General features: G+C 69.8%; 15 protein-coding genes and 1 pseudogene. 7 read left to right on the top strand and 9 right to left on the bottom strand.

The genetic code is table 11. From position 1 onward, the window contains the following. Nucleotides 1-6: 6 nt before the first annotated feature. The 6 genes from murJ to trxA all read left to right on the top strand — a co-directional run bounded on the left by murJ (nt 7) and on the right by trxA (nt 7,590). A complete protein-coding gene (gene murJ, locus HFV08_RS07725) occupies nt 7-2,463 on the top strand; it encodes a murein biosynthesis integral membrane protein MurJ (protein WP_168537105.1) in 2,457 nt (818 codons plus the stop codon). 119 nt (nt 2,464-2,582) lie between these two features. After that, on the top strand, nt 2,583-4,295 hold the full coding sequence (locus HFV08_RS07720) for a protein kinase family protein (protein ID WP_168537103.1): 1,713 nt from the start codon (nt 2,583-2,585) through the stop codon (nt 4,293-4,295). 28 nt (nt 4,296-4,323) lie between these two features. Next, the gene (sigM, locus tag HFV08_RS07715) at nt 4,324-5,037 is read left to right on the top strand and encodes an RNA polymerase sigma factor SigM (RefSeq protein ID WP_168537101.1); all 714 of its coding nucleotides are present in this window, start codon (nt 4,324-4,326) and stop codon (nt 5,035-5,037) included. After that, nucleotides 5,034-6,059 carry an anti-sigma factor family protein gene (locus tag HFV08_RS07710; RefSeq protein WP_168537099.1) on the top strand — a complete coding sequence of 342 codons (1,026 nt, stop codon included), beginning with the start codon at nt 5,034-5,036 and terminating at the stop codon, nt 6,057-6,059. Before sigM ends, HFV08_RS07710 begins: the two co-directional genes overlap by 4 nt. A gap of 188 nt (nt 6,060-6,247) precedes the next feature. Continuing rightward, entirely contained in the window at nt 6,248-7,213 is a 966-nt protein-coding gene (gene trxB / locus HFV08_RS07705; protein WP_040251265.1) for a thioredoxin-disulfide reductase, read from the top strand. 44 nt (nt 7,214-7,257) lie between these two features. Further along, a complete protein-coding gene (trxA, locus tag HFV08_RS07700; RefSeq protein WP_040251263.1) occupies nt 7,258-7,590 on the top strand; it encodes a thioredoxin in 333 nt (110 codons plus the stop codon). 115 nt (nt 7,591-7,705) lie between these two features. Here trxA and HFV08_RS07695 read toward each other — a convergent pair whose 3' ends face one another. The 9 genes from HFV08_RS07695 to rpmH form a co-directional block, all read right to left on the bottom strand. Further along, nucleotides 7,706-8,323 carry a GNAT family N-acetyltransferase gene (locus HFV08_RS07695; RefSeq protein WP_168537097.1) on the bottom strand — a complete coding sequence of 206 codons (618 nt, stop codon included), beginning with the start codon at nt 8,321-8,323 and terminating at the stop codon, nt 7,706-7,708. Nucleotides 8,324-8,646: 323 nt separating this feature from the next. Further along, the gene (locus HFV08_RS07690; protein ID WP_168537095.1) at nt 8,647-9,771 is read right to left on the bottom strand and encodes a ParB/RepB/Spo0J family partition protein; all 1,125 of its coding nucleotides are present in this window, start codon (nt 9,769-9,771) and stop codon (nt 8,647-8,649) included. Then, on the bottom strand, nt 9,768-10,844 hold the full coding sequence (locus HFV08_RS07685; protein ID WP_168537093.1) for a ParA family protein: 1,077 nt from the start codon (nt 10,842-10,844) through the stop codon (nt 9,768-9,770). The genes HFV08_RS07690 and HFV08_RS07685 overlap by 4 nt, the downstream gene beginning before the upstream one ends. 347 nt (nt 10,845-11,191) lie before the next feature. Continuing rightward, nucleotides 11,192-11,908, bottom strand: a complete 717-nt coding sequence (gene rsmG, locus HFV08_RS07680; RefSeq protein ID WP_168537091.1) for a 16S rRNA (guanine(527)-N(7))-methyltransferase RsmG — start codon at nt 11,906-11,908, stop codon at nt 11,192-11,194. 112 nt (nt 11,909-12,020) lie between these two features. Next, a complete protein-coding gene (locus tag HFV08_RS07675; RefSeq protein WP_168537089.1) occupies nt 12,021-12,530 on the bottom strand; it encodes a Jag family protein in 510 nt (169 codons plus the stop codon). Nucleotides 12,531-12,544: 14 nt separating this feature from the next. After that, nucleotides 12,545-13,834: a membrane protein insertase YidC gene (yidC, locus tag HFV08_RS07670; RefSeq protein WP_168537087.1), complete on the bottom strand. Its 1,290-nt coding sequence runs from the start codon at nt 13,832-13,834 to the stop codon at nt 12,545-12,547. A 3-nt stretch (nt 13,835-13,837) separates the two neighbouring features. After that, the gene (gene yidD, locus HFV08_RS07665) at nt 13,838-14,194 is read right to left on the bottom strand and encodes a membrane protein insertion efficiency factor YidD (protein ID WP_040251248.1); all 357 of its coding nucleotides are present in this window, start codon (nt 14,192-14,194) and stop codon (nt 13,838-13,840) included. Further along, nucleotides 14,191-14,571, bottom strand: coding sequence for a ribonuclease P protein component (gene rnpA, locus HFV08_RS07660; protein WP_078845004.1), 381 nt, complete (start codon nt 14,569-14,571; stop codon nt 14,191-14,193). Before rnpA ends, yidD begins: the two co-directional genes overlap by 4 nt. A 21-nt stretch (nt 14,572-14,592) precedes the next feature. After that, nucleotides 14,593-14,730 (bottom strand): 50S ribosomal protein L34, encoded by a 138-nt coding sequence (gene rpmH, locus HFV08_RS07655; RefSeq protein ID WP_003956500.1) that lies wholly within the window; start codon nt 14,728-14,730, stop codon nt 14,593-14,595. 1,380 nt (nt 14,731-16,110) lie between these two features. On the opposite strand from rpmH, the pseudogene dnaA reads away from it, so the two are divergent. Next, nucleotides 16,111-17,493: pseudogene (gene dnaA / locus HFV08_RS32700) on the top strand (chromosomal replication initiator protein DnaA); the annotation flags it as partial. Nucleotides 17,494-18,139: the final 646 nt, after the last annotated feature.

Below are 18,139 nucleotides of genomic sequence, written 5' to 3'. Positions count from 1 at the left end.
GTAACCATGAACGCGCCGTACGACGGTGACCGCGGGCAGGACCCGCGCCCGCCCGCGCACCCCACGGGCCCCCATGAGCCCGGCCAGGTGCCGCCCCAGCAGGGCGCCGACCCCTACCGCGAGGACGGCTACGCCCCGGATCCGTACGGCAGGCACCCTTACGGCCAGGACGGCTATCCCCAGGAAGGGCCCTACGCTCCGGGCGGCGGGGCGGCCCCGTCCGCGTACCCGCAGGATCCCTACGGCCAGGAGGCCTACGGCCAAGGTCACGCCGGGGGGCAGCCGGTTCAGCAGGGCGGGCAGCCGCCGCACGGCCAGGGCATCCACCCTCAGGCGTCCTACGGCAGCGCCCCGCAGCCCCAGGACGCGTACGCGGCCCAGGACGGCTACGGGGGCGATCCGTACGCGCCCGCGCCGTACGCCCAGGGCTCCTACGAGGGATACGACCAGGTCCAGGGCCCCTACGCGCAGCACCCGCCCGCCTACGAGCAGGCCCCGCACCCCGGTACTCAGGGCATCCACCCGCAGCAGCAGCCGCAGTACGAGGAGCCCTACGCCCCGGACCCCCGCGTCTGGGCGCAGTCCGCCACCCCCGAGGGGCAGCCGCTGCCGTACGGGGACGACGGCCGCGCGGCGCAGTACGTCGGCGTCGACGATCTGGTGAGCCGGGCCGGCAGTGCCCAGCAGCAGCCGGAGCACGACGCCTTCGCCCATCTCTTCCGCGACCAGCAGCACGACGGTCCCGTGCGGCCCCCGGCCGAGCCCGGCGTGGTCCCACCGTCCACGCCGGAGCCGCCGCCCCCGCCGCCCGCCGCGAGCACCTCGGGCGGCGGGCGCGCGTCGAGCATCCTCAAGTCCAGCGCCCTGATGGCCGCGGGCACCATGGTGTCCCGGCTCACCGGCTTCGTCCGCACCATGGTGATCACCGCGGCGCTCGGTGCCGCCGTCCTCGGTGACGCGTTCACCGTCGCCTACACCCTGCCGACGATGATCTACATCCTCACCGTCGGCGGCGGCCTCAACTCCGTCTTCGTCCCGCAGCTGGTGCGGTCCATGAAGGAGGACGAGGACGGCGGCGAGGCGTACGCGAACCGGCTGCTGACGCTGGTGATGGTGATCCTCGGCCTCATCACCGTCCTCGTGGTCCTCGGCGCGCCCCTGCTGATCCGGCTCCAGTCGCAGTCCATCGCCGAGAACGGTGCGGCGAACAACGTGGCCGTCACCTTCGCCCGCTACTGCCTGCCCACGATCTTCTTCATGGGCGTGCACGTGGTGATGGGTCAGATCCTCAACGCCCGCGGGAAGTTCGGCGCGATGATGTGGACCCCGGTCCTCAACAACATCGTGATGATCTTCACCTTCGGCCTGTTCATCTATGTGTACGGGACCGCGGAGAGCAGCGGCGTACGGGTGGAGACGATTCCGCCGGAGGGCGTGCGGCTGCTGGGCATCGGCACCCTCCTCGGCCTGGTGGTCCAGGCGCTGGCGATGATCCCGTATCTGCGCGAGGCGGGCTTCCGCTTCCGGCCGCGCTTCGACTGGCGCGGGCACGGACTCGGCAAGACCATAAAGCTCGCGAAGTGGACGGTGCTCTTCGTCCTGGCGAACCAGGCCGGCCTCCTCGTGGTCACCCAGCTCACCACGGCGGCCGGCGACAACGCCGGGAACCAGGGGGGCGTGGGCTTCCTCGGCTACACCAACGCCCAGCTGATCTGGGCGATGCCGCAGGCGATCATCACCGTCTCGGTGATGGCCGCGATCCTGCCGCGCATCTCCCGGGCCGCCAGCGACGACGACCCGGGCGCGGTCCGCGACGACATCTCGCAGGGCCTGCGCACCTCGGCCGTCGCGATCGTGCCGGTCTCCTTCGCCTTCATCGCGCTCGGCATCCCGATCTGCACACTGCTGTACTCCTCCAGCGGCCTCGGCGCGGCGCAGTCGATGGGCTACATCTTGATGGCCTTCGGCATCGGCCTCATCCCGTACTCCGTGCAGTACGTCGTCCTGCGCGGCTTCTACGCCTACGAGGACACCCGCACCCCCTTCTACAACACCGTCATCGTCGCCGCGGTCAACGCCGCCGCCGCCGTCGTCTGCTACCTCGTGCTCCCGGCACGCTGGGCGGTCGTCGGCATGGCGGCCTCGTACGGCCTCGCCTACGCGGTCGGGGTCGGCGTGGCCTGGAAGCGGCTGAAGAAGCTCCTCGGCGGCGATCTGGACGGCCCGCAGGTGCTGCGGACGTACGCCAGGCTCTCGCTGGCCTCGGTGCCCGCGGCACTGGTCTCCGGCTTCCTCGGCTACTTCGTGATGGAGACCGTGGGCAAGGGAGTGCTCGGCGCGATCGCCGCCCTCCTCGTCGGCGGGGTCGCTCTCCTGGCGGTGTTCTACCTGGCCGCACGCAAAATGCGCATCCAGGAGATGAACGCCATGGTCGCCATGGTGCGCGGACGCTTGGGCCGTTGAGACACGGGTAGCCGCACAACCATCGCCGGCCTCCGCGTGTCGTGCATGACGGGAGAGTGTGGGCACAATTGGCTTTGGTGTCGACCAGAGTGCAACGGATGGGGAGGCAGGGAACGACGGTGGCGGAACGGAGCACAGCTGCCGTCGACGTGGCAGACAACAGCGGTGACGAACCGCTGCCCGCGAAGGCGGAGGAAACCACGGCCGACGGGGTGGCCAGGACGCGGCACGACAAGAAGTCCGCGGAGAACGGCAAGCCGCAGGACGAGGAGAAGGAAACCGCGTCGAAGCCGGTGCCCCCGGAACTGCACAGCGGCCACAAGCTCGCCAGGCGCTACCGTCTCGAGGAGTGCGTCACCCGTCTGGACGGCTTCAGCAGTTGGCGTGCCGTCGACGAGAAACTGCGCCGCGCCGTGGGCGTCCACCTCCTGCCCGCCGACCACACCCGGGCCCGTGCGGTGCTCGCCGCGGCCCGTTCCTCGGCGCTGCTCGGCGATCCGCGGTTCGTGCAGGTGCTGGACGCCGTCGAGGAGAACGACCTCGTCTACGTGGTCCACGAATGGCTGCCCGACGCCACCGATCTGCGGACCCTCCTGGCCGCCGGCCCGCTCGAATCGCATGACGCCTACCAGATGGTCAGCCAGATCTCCTGGGCGATGGCGGCGGCGCACCGCGAGGGCCTCGCGCACCTGCGGCTCACGCCCAATTCGGTGCTGCGGACCTCCTCCGGGCAGTGGCGCATCCGCGGTCTGGCGGTGAACGCCGCTCTGCGCGGCATCAGTTCCGAGACCCCCCAGCGCACCGACACCGAGGCGATCGGCGCCCTGCTCTACGCCTCGCTCACCCAGCGCTGGCCCTACGAGAGCGATGCCTTCGGTCTCTCCGGGCTGCCCAAGGGCGTCGGGCTCATCGCGCCGGACCAGGTACGGGCGGGCGTGCACCGCGGCCTGTCCGAGCTGTCGATGCGCGCGCTGGTCAACGACGGTGCCACCGCCTCCCGTCAGGAGCAGCCCTGCACCACCCCCGACGACCTGGTGAAGGCCGTCGGTGAACTGCCCCGGATCCGGCCGCCGGAGCCCGCCTTCACGCCCCCGCCGGAGTACCAGCGCACCACCTACCAGCAGGGCTCCTACGGCCACCCCGGAAGCCGTACGGGGGCGAGCCGACCGCTGCCGCCTCCTCCGGGTCCGCTGGAGGGCCGCACCGGGCGCGCGCTGAAGTGGGCGGTCTCCGCGCTGCTCATCGCCGCCCTCGGGCTCGGCAGCTGGCAGCTCGCGGACGCCCTCATGGACCGCCAGGGCGACGACTCCGGGAATTCGGACAGCGACGACGGGGGCAAGAAGAGCGGTGCCAAGCGGCCCACGCTGCCGCTGACCGTCCAGGACGCCGCCGAGTTCTACCCCGACGGCAAGCCCCAGCACCCGGATGACGTCCGCCTGACCCACGACGAGAACCCCAGCACGTACTGGCGCACGTACTCGTACACCGGCGGACCGACCCTCGCCCCCTATAAGAAGGGCCTCGGGATCGTCTACGATCTCGGCGGCGAGCGGGATGTGTCGGGCGCCTCGGTCGGACTGCACTACAGCGGTGCGGACACCGCCGGTTCCCTGTACGCGACCGATTCGCTCTCGCCCTCGGCTTCGCTGGACTCCCTGCGGAAGATCGCGGACGGGAAGACGGACGGCTCCACGCTCCGCTTCTCGGCCGACAAGCCCGTCAAGGCGCGGTACGTCCTCGTCTGGCTGACCGCGATTCCGTATTCCGGCGGAGATGAGTACAGCAAGGCGGGGTACAAGCAGGGAATCACCGAAGTGAAGTTCACTGGCTGAGGGCAGCGCCGAAGGGGGGAGGGGGAGGGTGGAAGAGGCCGTGGACCACGGCGTCAGCGACCAGGAGCTCCTGTCCCGCCATGTAGCGGGCGACGGAGAGGCCTTCGGCGAGCTGGTGCGGCGGCATCGCGACCGGCTCTGGGCCGTGGCCCTGCGCACCCTGGGAGACCGCGAAGAGGCCGCCGACGCCGTCCAGGACGCTCTCGTCTCCGCCTACCGCGCGGCGCACACCTTCCGGGGCCAGTCCGCGGTCACGACCTGGCTGCACCGCATCGTCGTGAACGCCTGCCTGGACCGGGTCCGCAAGGCGTCCTCCCGGAAGACCTCCCCCATCGACGACGACGAGCGGCTGGAGCAGCTGCTCGAACCCCATGAATCGGCGGCCGCCCCCGCGGAGCGCAATGATCTGCACCGCCAGCTCATCGAGGCGCTCGGCACCCTGCCGCTCGACCAGCGCGCCGCCCTCGTCCTCGTGGACATGCAGGGCTATCCGGTGGCCGAGGCGGCAGAGGCCCTCGGGGTGCCGGTCGGCACGGTGAAGAGCCGGTGCGCCCGCGGTCGGGCGAGGCTGGTCCCGCTCCTCTCCCATCTACGGGGTGACGCGGATCGCTCGGCCGGAAAGAAAACCTCCTCCCGAGAACGGAACCGAGCGGCAGGGAGCTCCGTCCCATCCGCAGACAGTTCTCAGGACAGTGGGCCCGGGGGGCCCGCGGCAATGAAGGGTGGAGGTGGACGCGCGTGACCGGGGCAGCTGAGCATCCGGACGTCACCGAGATCTCCGATCTCACCGAGGGCCTGCTGACGCCTGCCCGCAGCGAGGAGATTCATCGGCACCTGGAGTCCTGCGCGGACTGCCGGGATGTGCACGCGTCTCTGGAGGAGATCCGCGGGCTCCTCGGCACCCTTCCCCCGTCCACGCCCATGCCGGTGGATGTCGCCGAGCGGATCGACGCGGCCCTGGCCGCCGAAGCCCTGCTCGCCGCCACCGCGCCGGAAGACCAGACGGTCGGTTCCTCGGCGGAGCCGGTCACCCCTCCGGAGATCGAGGGACTCGCCGAGACCGGCGCCCTCGCCTCGGCATCCGGCGCGAGCGCGCACGACAAGGACGCCGAGCTGGATGTCCAGAACCCGGCACGCCCGGGTCGCAAGGGCAGCCATGTTTCACGTGAAACATCGAAGGCTTCCTCCGGGTACCGGCCCGCGGGACGCGCCAAGGGCACCACCGGACCCGGCCGTGGTGGGCGTCGCGCCGGTCGCCGCCGGGTGGTCGCTCTCGGAGCCGTCTTCACCGTGGCCGCGCTGGGCCTCGGGGGTCTGCTGTTCCAGGTGGTCGGTGGTCAGGACGATGACGGTTCGCAGACCACGGCGGAGAACCAGCACAAGGGGACCACCTTCTCCGACTCCACCATGGAGTCGCGGGTCGGTAAGCTCCTGGACGGCGAGAAGGCCGTTCCCTCGCCCAAGCAGTCGACTCCCTCCTTCGACGTGAAGTCGAGCCCGGACGCTCCGTCCGACGCGCCTCTGCGCCAGGAGCTGCCCGCGGTGAAGATTCCCTCCTGCGTCGAAAAGGGCATCGGCCGCAAGAACGCGCCGCTCGCCGCCGAGCAGGGCACCTATCAGGGCAAGCCCGCGTACCTCGTCGTGCTGCCCCACCCCTCCGACGCCAAGCAGGTCTCGGCCTATGTGGTGGATGCTTCCTGCGTCGACCAGGGCAAGACGGCGAGCGGTGAGATCCTCTCCACGGATTCCTACGCACGGCGCTGAGGCCGCGGCCCTCCGCATCCCCCTCTGTCGTCGCGGTGGTCTCCGACACACTTTCCGGCGCACTTGCCCGGACCCGTGAACGGGCGGTCCCCTCGGGAATGCACGCCCCGTAGGATCCGTTGGGTCGGGTGGGAGGACTCAAGGATCCCGCCGGGAGTACGCAGTCGCCAGAGACAAGGAATCAAGCCGTGACCGACGTTCGTAACGTGATCATCATCGGCTCCGGGCCTGCCGGCTACACGGCAGCGCTGTACACCGCGCGCGCCTCGCTCAAGCCGCTGGTATTCGAGGGCGCCGTCACCGCTGGTGGTGCGCTCATGAACACCACCGAGGTGGAGAACTTCCCCGGCTTCCAGGACGGCATCATGGGCCCCGACCTCATGGACGGGATGCGTGCCCAGGCCGAGCGCTTCGGCGCCGAGCTGGTGGCCGACGACATCGTCTCGGTCGACCTCTCCGGCGAGATCAAGACCGTCACCGACACCGTGGGCACGGTCCACCAGGCGAAGGCCGTCATCGTGGCGACCGGCAGCCAGCACCGCAAGCTCGGCCTGCCGAAGGAGGACGCGCTCTCCGGACGCGGCGTCTCCTGGTGCGCTACCTGTGACGGCTTCTTCTTCCGCGACCAGGACATCGCCGTCATCGGCGGCGGTGACACCGCGATGGAGGAGGCGACCTTCCTCTCCCGCTTCGCGAAGTCGGTGACGATCGTCCACCGCCGTGACTCGCTCCGCGCGTCCAAGGCGATGCAGGAGCGAGCCTTCGCCGATCCGAAGATCTCCTTCATCTGGGACAGCGAGGTGGCCGAGGTCCAGGGCGACCAGAAGCTCTCCGGCCTGACACTCCGCAACGTCAAGACGGGCGAGACCTCCGCGCTCCCGGTGACCGGCCTGTTCATCGCGATCGGCCACGACCCGCGCACCGAACTCTTCAAGGGTCAGCTCGACCTCGACGACGAGGGCTACCTCGTGGTCCAGTCCCCGTCCACCCGTACGAACCTCACCGGCGTCTTCGGCGCCGGAGACGTCGTGGACCACACCTACCGCCAGGCGATCACCGCGGCCGGTACCGGCTGCTCGGCCGCTCTGGACGCGGAGCGCTACCTCGCCGCGCTCACCGACGGCGAGGCGGCCGTGGCCGCAGCCGCCGTCTGATCCACCTCGTACACCCCCGCCGCACAACATCTAAGGAGCCCGCCGTGGCCGGCAACCTCAAGGTCGTCACCGACGAGACCTTCGAGCAGGACGTACTCAAGAACGAGAAGCCCGTGCTGGTGGACTTCTGGGCCGCCTGGTGCGGACCCTGCCGCCAGATCGCCCCCTCCCTCGAGGCCATCGCCGCCGAGCACGGGGACAAGATCGAGATCGTCAAGCTCAACATCGACGAGAACCCCAACACGGCCGCGCGCTACGGGGTCATGTCCATCCCGACCCTCAGCGTCTACCAGGGTGGTGAGGTCGCCAAGACCATCGTCGGCGCCAAGCCCAAGGCCGCGCTCATCCGCGACCTCGAGGACTTCATCGCCGAGTGAGGTCGAGCAGTACGCGGCACTGTTTCACGTGAAACATGCGACGGGCCGGTCCTTCGGGACCGGCCCGTTCTGCATTCCGAGGCGCGGGCCGGTCCTGGCCTGACAGCGGACGACCTCACAGCGGACGGAGCGCGGGCTCCTTCTGGACGGCGCCGAGGAGGCGGTCGATCGCCATCTCCACGTCCTCCTTCCAGGAGAGCGTGGAACGCAGCTCCAGGCGAAGACGCGGGTACGAGGGGTGCGGCCGTACCGTCTTGAAGCCGACGGAGAGGAGATGGTCGGCGGGCAGCAGACAGGCGGGGCCCTCCCAACGGGCGTCCCCGAAGGCCTCGATGGCCTTGAAGCCTCGGCGCAGCAGATCCTTGGCCACCGTCTGCACGATCACCCGGCCCAGTCCCTGCCCCTGGAAGCCCGGAGCGATCCAGGAGGTCATCAGCTGCACGGCGTCCGGGGAGACCGGGCTGGTGGGAAAGGCCATGGCGCGGGGGACATAGGCGGGGGGAGCGTAGAGCACAAAGCCCACCGGTTGCTCATCGACGTAGACCACGCGACCGCAGGATCCCCAGTCGAGGAGGACCGCGGAGATCCAGGCCTCCTTTTCGAGGTGCGGGGTACCCGCCTTTACCGCGTCCTGCCCGCTGACGGGATCGAGCTCCCAGTAAACGCACGCACGGCAGCGGCTGGGGAGATCCGAGAGATTGTCCAGCGTGAGCGGCACGAGTCGACGCCCCATGGAGGCACTTCCTCACTTTCCTCGCCGACACACTCCCGGGCGGCGCTCAGCGCGCTCTGCTCCCTGAGCAGACTCCCGAGAAATCCGCCGACCGCGCCCAGGCCGAGGGCCGCTGCGACCAGTCCCGTGCGGCTCGCCATGGGCATGGAGCCGCCTCCCTCTGCGGTACCGACAGTCGGATGCGCCGTACTTCTCCGCATCGTAGCGAGGAAGCGATTGCCTCGAAACTGCCGTAAAGCAAAGAGCGGGCCGTTTTCCGGCACACACCGGACACGGCCCGCTCTGCGCACCCCTGTTGCGGGGTGCTCGTCCGCGAGGCGGACTCAGCTCTCGTCCTCGCCCTCCGCGCCCTCCGGGTCGTCCTCCTCGGCGGGCGAGGCTTGCATCACCGGGCCCTCGCCGGGGGCGAGGGTGCCGAGGATGCGCTCCAGATCGTCTATCGAGGCGAACTCGACGACGATCTTGCCCTTCTTCTGCCCGAGGTCCACCTTCACCCGGGTCTCGAAGCGGTCCGAGAGCCGGGAGGCCAGATGCGTCAGCGCCGGGGAGACCCGGGCGCCGGCCCGCGGGCCCTTGGCCCGGGGTGCGCTCTGCGGGCGGGAGCCCATCAGCGTCACGATCTCCTCGACCGCACGGACCGAGAGCCCCTCGGCGACAATGCGGTGCGCCAGCCTGTCCTGCTCCTCCGAATCCTCCACGGAGAGCAGGGCACGAGCATGCCCCGCGGAGAGGACACCCGCGGCCACCCGCCGCTGCACCGCCGGTGACAGCTTCAGCAGACGGAGAGTGTTGGAGACCTGCGGACGGGAGCGGCCGATGCGGTCGGCGAGCTGGTCATGGGTGCAGTTGAAGTCCTTGAGCAACTGGTCGTAGGCGGCCGCCTCTTCCAGCGGGTTCAGCTGGGCCCGGTGGAGGTTCTCCAGCAGGGCGTCCAGGAGCAGCTTCTCGTCGTCCGTGGCGCGGACGATGGCCGGGATGTTCTCCAGCCCGGCCTCGCGGCAGGCACGCCAGCGACGCTCACCCATGATGAGCTCGTAGCGACCGGTGCCCAACTGCCGTACGACGACCGGCTGGAGGAGACCGACCTCCTTGATGGAGGTGACGAGCTCGGCGAGGGCGTCCTCGTCGAAGACCTCACGGGGCTGCCGCGGGTTCGGGGTGATGGCGTCGATCGGGATCTCGGCGAAGTGCGCGCCCGCGGGGCTCTTCCACTCCTCTGCGTCCGCTGGGACCGCCGGTTCCTCGTTCTCGGGTGAGACCGTTCCCTGGGGGAGTGAGGCCACCTTCGCCGCGGCGACTCCTCGCTCCGCGGTCAGTACCGGAACCGTGGTGGGAGCGGGCGTGCTGCCGTCCTCCCCCGCCGCCGAGGCGGGCTTCTCCGGTGGTGTCGGGGCCGCGGGGATCAGTGCGCCCAGACCCCGCCCCAGTCCCCTCCTACGCTCGCTCACTGGATCCCCTCCGCCGTGCTCTGCTGGTCGTTCTGCGGGCTCACATAGCCCTGGTGCTCGTCGTACCGGATGCCCACCCCGCGCAGGGCCAGTTCACGCGCCGCCTCAAGATAGGAGAGCGCACCGCTGGAGCCGGGGTCGTACGTCAGCACGGTCTGCCCGTAGCTCGGCGCCTCGGAGATGCGGACCGAACGCGGGATGCTGGTCCGCAGCACCTCCTCGCCGAAGTGATTGCGTACCTCGTCGGCGACCTGCGAGGCGAGTCGGGTCCGCCCGTCGTACATGGTGAGCAGAATCGTCGAGACATGCAGGCTCGGGTTGAGGTGACCCCGTACCAACTCGACATTGCGGAGCAGCTGGCCCAGCCCCTCCAGCGCGTAGTACTCGCACTGGATGGGGATGAGGACCTCCGCACCGGCCACCAGCGCGTTGACGGTCAGCAGACCGAGGGAGGGCGGGCAGTCGATGAGGACGTAGTCCAGCGGCTGCTCATAGGCGTCGATCGCCTTCTGGAGCCTGCTCTCCCGCGCCACCAGGGACACCAACTCGATCTCCGCACCGGCGAGATCGATGGTGGCCGGGGCACAGAAGAGCCCTTCGACATCCGGGACCGGCTGTACGACCTCGGAGAGCGGCTTGCTCTCCACCAGGACGTCGTAGATGGAGGGCACCTCGGCGTGGTGGTCGATCCCCAGCGCCGTAGAGGCGTTCCCCTGCGGGTCGAGGTCGATCACCAGTACCCGGCCGCCGTGGAGAGCAAGGGAGGCCGCCAGATTGACGGTGGTGGTCGTCTTCCCCACCCCGCCCTTCTGGTTGGCGACCACCATGACCCGAGTCTCCTCCGGCCGTGGCAGCCCCTCGCCCGCACGACCCAGCGCCTCGACAGCGAGTTGGGCAGCACGACCGATCGGGGTGTTATCCATCGGGGCCGGTGTTTCACGTGAAACATCCTCCCCCGCCGTCTCGGTGCGGGGACCGGGGACCGGATCGGTCATCGGTCCCGCGATGTTGGCGTCGGACCGCAAGGATTCACTCTCCTCGACTACAGGCTCGCAATGAACAGAGCCTCCCATGCCTTCGGGGTCAGGAACCAGCGAGCCCGGGTCTTCTGTGGAGAAATCCGGCTCTGTGGAAAACTCCGCCCCCCTTCTGGGGGACCCGAGGGCACTCTGGGACCGACGGTCACGGGGTGCTGCCGCTGTGCGGCCGCGATTGATGATGCCATGCAAGAGCGAACGACGTTTCACGTGAAACACGATGTCGCTCGCACCCGGCGCGGACATTACCGACACTCCGGTCAAGGGGCTCCGGTGTACCCGGCGGGGACGGTCAACTCGGCGAGACGGCCGAGTTGTCGGCCCATGCGTATGTCTCATGTACGGGCGGCCTCGGCTCAGTTCAGCCGCGACCCCCTGTCCCCTCAGCGGCGCCGACGGGTACGTTCCGTTCGGGCGGCCTTGGCGCGCTTCGCCGCGAAGCGCACGCCACCGGGGCTCTCGCCGACCTGGACACGTACGACCGTGGACAGCGGATCGACCAGACCCTCGCCGACCTGGACGATCGAGACGTCTTGGGCCCCCAGCTTGCTGAGCGCCGCCCCGGCAGCCTTGACCTCCTCATGCGCCGCGTCCCCCTTGAGGGCGAGCATCTCCCCGTAGGGGCGCAGCAAGGGCACTCCCCAGGCCGCGAGGCGGTCCAGCGGGGCGACCGCGCGGGCGGTGACCACATGGACGGGGGTGAGCTGGCCGAGTACCTCCTCGGCGCGCCCGCGCACCACGGTCACATGATCGAGGCCCAGGAGTTCGACCACCTCGGAGAGGAAGTTGGTCCGGCGGAGCAAGGGCTCAAGGAGGGTGATCTTGAGGTCGGGCCGGACAAGGGCGAGCGGGATCCCGGGCAGCCCGGCGCCGGAGCCCACATCACAGACGGTCACGCCCTCGGGGACGACCTCGGAGAGCACGGCGCAGTTCATCAGGTGCCGCTCCCAGAGTCTGGGCACCTCACGCGGACCGATCAGCCCGCGCTGCACGCCGGTCTCGGCGAGCAGCTCGGCGTACCGGACCGCGTCCTGGTAGCGCTCACCGAAGATCTTCCGGGCCTGCTCCGGCGCCGGGGGGAGCTCCGCTTCCTCCGTCACGGGACCGTCCTTCCATACCGAGCCACCCACGCTGGGCGTACTGGCTCTCAGGCTGACAAAGAGCGGCCCCGTCTGCACACACAGACGGGGCCGGAAAAACGTGAGGTGCCGCTCAGGCAGGCAGAACGACGACGAAGCGCTGGGGCTCCTCGCCCTCGGACTCGCTGCGCAGGCCCGCCGCCTTGACCGCGTCGTGCACGACCTTGCGCTCGAAGGGGGTCATCGGCTGCAGCTTCACCGGCTCGCCCGAGCTCTTCACATCGGCGGCGGCCTTGGCACCGAGGTCGGAGAGCTCGGTGCGCTTCTTGGCGCGGAACCCGGCGATGTCGAGCATGAGGCGGCTGCGGTCACCGGTCTCCCGGTGCACGGCGAGACGGGTCAGCTCCTGGAGGGCTTCGAGGACCTCCCCGTCCCGTCCGACGAGCTTCTGCAGATCCCGGCCACTCGCGTCGCTGATGATCGACACGGCGGCCCGGTCGGCCTCCACGTCCATGTCGATGTCACCGTCGAGGTCGGCGATGTCCAGCAGACCCTCCAGGTAGTCCGCCGCGATCTCACCTTCCTGCTCGAGGCGGGTCAGGGTGTCGCCCTCGGCTTCGGGGGAGATGGTGCCTTCCGTCACGGATGGACTCCTTCTTACTTCTTGGACGGGTGCTTGGGACGCTGCGGGCCCTTGCGCTGTCCGGACTTGGCTTGGCGGGCGTTACCGGAGGCGGACTTGCCGCCCCCGGACGGGGACTGTGCCGAGGATCCCTTGGCCGGTGGGGTGTCCTCCGGCTCGTCGGCCTCGTCCTTGGACAGGGAGGTCTTCTCCGCGGCGCTCTTGGGCGCCCCGGTGGTGGACTGCCGCTGGGCCTTGGACTGGCGCTTGGGCTGCTGGCGCTTGGGCGCTCCGGCCTGGACGCCGTCCTCGGTCTCGGTGGCGACGGCACCCGACTCGCTCTTGTCGACCGAGCCGTCGGTCTGGGCGGCGAGGCCGGCCTTGCTGAGCCCGTTGATGAACTTGCGCTCGAACTCGTTGCGGTCGCGGCCCTTGGCGACGATGGCCTTGATGGCGTTGCGGTCGCGGCGGCTGCGGACCTTCTCGGCGTGCGTGACGTGCTTGAGCAGGCGCTCCAGGTAGGAGGCCTGGGCCTTGCTGCCGGGGGTGGGGTTCTGGCGGATCACGTACATCTGCTGGCCCATGGTCCACACGTTGGTGGTCAGCCAGTAGACGAGGACGCCGACGGGGAAGTTGATGCCGAAGACGGCGAAGATGACGGGGAAGACGTACATCAGCATCTTCTGCTGCTGCATGAACGGCGTCTTCACGGTGGTGTCGACGTTCTTCGTCATCAGCTGGCGCTGCGTGTAGAACTGCGACAGCGACATCATCACGATCATGATCGCGGTGACGAGGCGGACATCGGTCAGGGAGGCGTCGAGCGCGGCGACCTTGTCCCCGCTGTCCATGAACTTCGCGGCGAGCGGGGCGCCGAAGATGTGCGCGTTCCGAGCGCTGTCGAGCAGCGGCCGGTCGATGACGCCGATGGTGTCACCCGAGGCGATGGCGCTGAGCACGTGGTACAGGGCGAAGAAGAACGGCGACTGCGCCAGGATGGGAAGGCACGAGGAGAGCGGGTTGGTGCCCGTCTCCTTGTACAGCTTCATCATCTCTTCGGACTGACGCTGCTTGTCGTTCTTGTAGCGCTCCTGGATCTTCTTCATCTCGGGCTGCAGCGTCTGCATCGCCCGCGTCGCCTTGATCTGCTTCACGAAGAGCGGGATCAGGCAGATACGGATCAGGACCACCAGGGACACGATGGACAGGCCCCAGGCCCAGCCCGTGTCTTCACCGAAGATCGCACCGAACACCTTGTGGAACTGGACGATGACCCAGGACACCGGTGTGGTGATGAAGCTGAAGAGACTGGCAATCGTGTCCACTAATCAGGCTCCTTGAGCATGGGACGGGGTCTCGGCGGCGTGACCCGGGGGCTCGTGGTGGCACCCGGACGGCGCACCGGCGGCGGGAGGCCCGCCCTTGCGTTCGCGCCAGGCAGTGCGCAGCATCTCGTGCCAGCGCGGTCGCTTGCGCGGCGGTACATGATCGACACCACCGGCGGACCACGGATTGCACCGCAGGATGCGCCAGGCGGTCAGTGCCGTTCCCTTGACCGCGCCATGCCGGTCGATGGCCTGGAAGCCGTAGTGGGAACACGAGGGGTAGTACTTGCAGACCGGCCCGAGCAGCGGGCTGATGGTCCACTGGTAGATCTTGATCAGCGCCAGCAGTGGGTACTTCATCGCGCGCCCCCTCCCAGCAGCCTCGTGATCGCGGCGTCCAGGTCTCGGGCCAGCTGGCCGTATGCGGCGTCCCCCGCACCGGGCAGCGCTCTGACGACTACCAGGCTACCGGGGGGCAGCAGACCGAGGCGGTCGCGCATCAGATGGCGAAGCCTGCGCTTCACCTTGGTGCGGACCACGGCACCGCCCACCGCCTTGCTGACGACGAAACCCGCACGCGTGGGAGAGGCATCCTCCCCCGGTGCGTGCGGGTCCGTGGCACCACTGCGTTCACGGGCGACATGGACGACGAGAAGTGTCCGGCCGGCCCTGCGTCCTCGGCGTACCGCGGTCGCGAAGTCCTCGCGCCGCCTCAGCCGATGCTCGGTAGGCAGCACGACGTCATGACCTGTGGATGATCAGGCGGACAGACGGGCGCGACCCTTGCTACGGCGGGACGCGAGAATCGCGCGGCCGGCACGGGTGCGCATCCGCAGCCGGAAGCCGTGGGTCTTCGCGCGACGACGGTTGTTCGGCTGGAAGGTGCGCTTGCTCACTCGGGGGCTCCAGTAATGATTCGAAGGATGGCGGGAGATCGACTGGCTGTCACCGTGCGCCCACGAGTAGCTCGCTTACGCCCGAGTGCACCGCTTCCCGGCCGAGAATCCCCGGCGTGACCTGGGATCCTTGACCTTTTGCCCATCGGAGGCAGGCGGCAGCAGCCATCGACAACTCGACCTGGTTACGGTACGCGGGGCCGCGCCGCCGGGTCAAACCAGCTCCTGGACGACCGGGAAAGACCGGCGAAAGTCCGGGAAAGACGGGCGCCCGGGGGACACTGTGCACAGGCTGTGGACAACAACTTGAACCGTACCCGTTGCCCTGACTACCGTGGCCGGACTCCGATTCGTTCCCTTCGCCCGCCACCGCGCGGGCGCCCCGTGTCTCAGGGGGGTCCGTCCGGCGATCATTCACCGACCGTCCCCGAACCACACCTTCGTGGGACCAGCGAGAGAGCGTGCCCTGTGGCTGACGTAACTGCCGATCTTGCCGCAGTGTGGCCACGGGTGCTCGACCAGCTCCTCGGGATCGGCGACGGGGGCGGCCACGGGATCGAGGCGAAGGACGAGCGGTGGATCAGGCGCTGCCAGCCGCTCGGCCTGGTCGCCGACACCGCGCTGCTCGCCGTGCCGAACGAATTCGCCAAGGGCGTGCTCGAAGGCCGCCTCGCGCCCGTCGTCGCCTCCTCCCTCAGCAGGGAGTACGGCCGCCGCATCCGCATCGCCATCACCGTCGACGAGAACGCCGGCGAGGCGCCCGCCCCCCAACTGCCCGGCCAGCAGCAGCGGTACGAGGAGCCGGAGCTGCCCTCCGCCGCCCCCGGCCGTGAGACGTACGAGGGGTACGCCCGCAGGCCGGGCGAGGAGCACCCCGGGCACGGCCGCGGCGACTCGGTGCCCGCCGCCCGCGGCGAGGCCCGCCCGGACTCGCTGCCGACCGCCCGCCCCGCGTACCCCTCCGAGTACCAGCGCCCCGAGCCGGGCGCCTGGCCGCGCACCGGCCAGGACGACTACGGCTGGCAGCAGCAGCGCCTCGGCTTCCCCGAGCGCGAGTCCTACACCGGCCCCGCCGCCCAGCAGCCGGGCCACGACTACCGCGGCTACGACGCCGAGCGCCCGTCCTACGAGCAGGACCGCGGCGGCTACGAAGCGGACCGTTCCTCCTACGAGCAGGAGCGCCCGTACGAGAAGGACCGCCCCTATGACAAGGAGCGCCCCTCCTACGAGGGCGAGCGCTCCTACGACGGCGAGCGGCCCGGGTACGAGAGCGAGCGCGCCGGATACGAGCAGGAGCGTCCCGCGGCCGACCGCCGGGGGGCCGAGCGCGGCGGCTACGAGAGCGAGCGGCCGCCCTACGAGCGGGAGCGCGAGCGCGGCGAGCGCCCGGGGTACGAGGCCGAGCGGCTGCCGTACGAGCAGCGGATGGACTTCGAGCGCGGGGACCGCGGCGAGCGGGCCCCTGCCGAGCGCGGGGACCGCGGCGAACTCGGCGCCTACGAGAAGTCCCGCGGGGAGTACGAGCGCCCGGGTCCGGACCGGCGTCCCCCTTCCGCCCCGGACCCGGGCGGGCAGCCGCCGGCCGGCGGGCCCGGTCCGCGCGGGGGGCCGCCCTCCTCGCGGGGGCATGTGCACGCGGGCGGGCCGGTGGGCTCCTCGCTGCCCGCCTCCAGTGGTGCGCCCGGGCCGCTGGCGGCGAAGCCCGCCCCGGCGACCGGCCCCGGGGAGCCGACCGCGCGGCTGAACCCCAAGTACCTCTTCGACACCTTCGTCATCGGGGCCTCGAACCGCTTCGCCCACGCGGCCGCGGTCGCGGTCGCCGAGGCACCGGCGAAGGCGTACAACCCGCTGTTCATCTACGGGGAGTCGGGGCTCGGCAAGACCCACCTGCTGCACGCGATCGGGCACTACGCGCGCAGTCTCTATCCGGGGACGCGGGTGCGGTACGTCAGCTCGGAGGAGTTCACCAACGAGTTCATCAACTCGATCCGGGACGGCAAGGGCGACAGCTTCCGCAAGCGGTACCGGGAGATGGACATCCTGCTCGTCGACGACATCCAGTTCCTCGCGGACAAGGAGTCGACGCAGGAGGAGTTCTTCCACACCTTCAACACGCTGCACAACGCGAACAAGCAGATCGTGCTCTCCTCGGACCGGCCGCCCAAGCAACTGGTCACCCTGGAGGACCGGTTGCGCAACCGCTTCGAGTGGGGGCTGATCACCGATGTGCAGCCGCCCGAGCTGGAGACGCGGATCGCGATCCTGCGCAAGAAGGCGGTGCAGGAGCAGCTCAACGCCCCGCCGGAGGTCCTGGAGTTCATCGCCTCCCGGATCTCGCGCAATATCCGCGAGCTGGAGGGCGCCCTGATCCGGGTGACCGCCTTCGCCTCGCTCAACCGGCAGCCGGTGGACCTCGGCCTGACCGAGATCGTCCTCAAGGACCTGATCCCCGGCGGTGAGGACGCCGCCCCCGAGATCACGGCCACCGCGATCATGGCGGCGACCGCCGACTACTTCGGCCTGACCGTGGACGACCTGTGCGGCTCCTCGCGCAGCCGGGTCCTGGTGACCGCCCGGCAGATCGCGATGTATCTGTGCCGGGAGCTGACCGACCTCTCGCTGCCGAAGATCGGCGCGCAGTTCGGCGGGCGCGACCACACCACCGTGATGCACGCGGACCGCAAGATCCGGGCGCTGATGGCGGAGCGCCGCTCCATCTACAACCAGGTCACCGAGCTGACCAACCGCATCAAGAACGGCTGACGGGGCCGGGCCGGCAGGCCCGCTCCCGCCGCTCCGCCCCGAGAACCCCCGGCTCCGCGCCGGGGGTTCTCGCTTGCCCCGGCGGCGTTCTCCGGGGACGCGCACCGCGCCCGCCGGACGCCCTGGGAGCGGTCCGCGGCCCCGTTCTGCGGCTTCTCAAACCTTCCTCGTACGGGATCGCGCGGCCTCTCGCGCGCCGGTTCGGGAGGCGGCTGTTCGATTCCCTCCACCGCGGCGCTGCTTCTCCACAGATTCGGGGACTTTTTCCCGTCCACATCCTGGGGAGGGGGAAGTTGTCCCAAGGGCGTCCACAGGAGGCCCGGCCGATGATCCATCAGACCAGCTCAGCTGCCTGTGGATCGGTGGACGAAGCTTCTCCACATCTTGTGGACGGGCGACTTGTACACAGCCTGTGGGTACGGTTGTCCACCGCCCGCCCACAGGCCAGGAGCCGTTGTCCCCAGCTTGCCGTACCTTCTCCACATCGCCGTCCACTGTTCGGCAACGAGGCACGCCCTCTCACCGCTCCGAGTGAAAGGCGTCACACGAAGCTGACCGATTGGGCTGTGGGGAACCTGGGTAAAGCTGGGGACGCCGCTGGGGAGAACCACCCCTTGCCTGTGCATCGGGTGTGCAGAACTTTCCC

It is taken from the genome of Streptomyces physcomitrii (assembly GCF_012273655.1).
GTDB classification, from domain to species: Bacteria; Actinomycetota; Actinomycetes; order Streptomycetales; family Streptomycetaceae; genus Streptomyces; species Streptomyces physcomitrii.
This window is presented reverse-complemented; position numbering and strand designations above follow the sequence as displayed.

What these genes read in the sequence shown, in the direction of transcription:
- murJ (WP_168537105.1), top strand. Translation starts at nt 7, where the DNA reads ATGAACGCGCCGTACGACGGTGACCGCGGGCAGGACCCGCGCCCGCCC.
- HFV08_RS07695 (WP_168537097.1), bottom strand. Translation starts at nt 8,323, where the DNA reads ATGGGGCGTCGACTCGTGCCGCTCACGCTGGACAATCTCTCGGATCTC.
- HFV08_RS07685 (WP_168537093.1), bottom strand. Translation starts at nt 10,844, where the DNA reads ATGGGAGGCTCTGTTCATTGCGAGCCTGTAGTCGAGGAGAGTGAATCC.
- yidD (WP_040251248.1), bottom strand. Translation starts at nt 14,194, where the DNA reads ATGAAGTACCCACTGCTGGCGCTGATCAAGATCTACCAGTGGACCATC.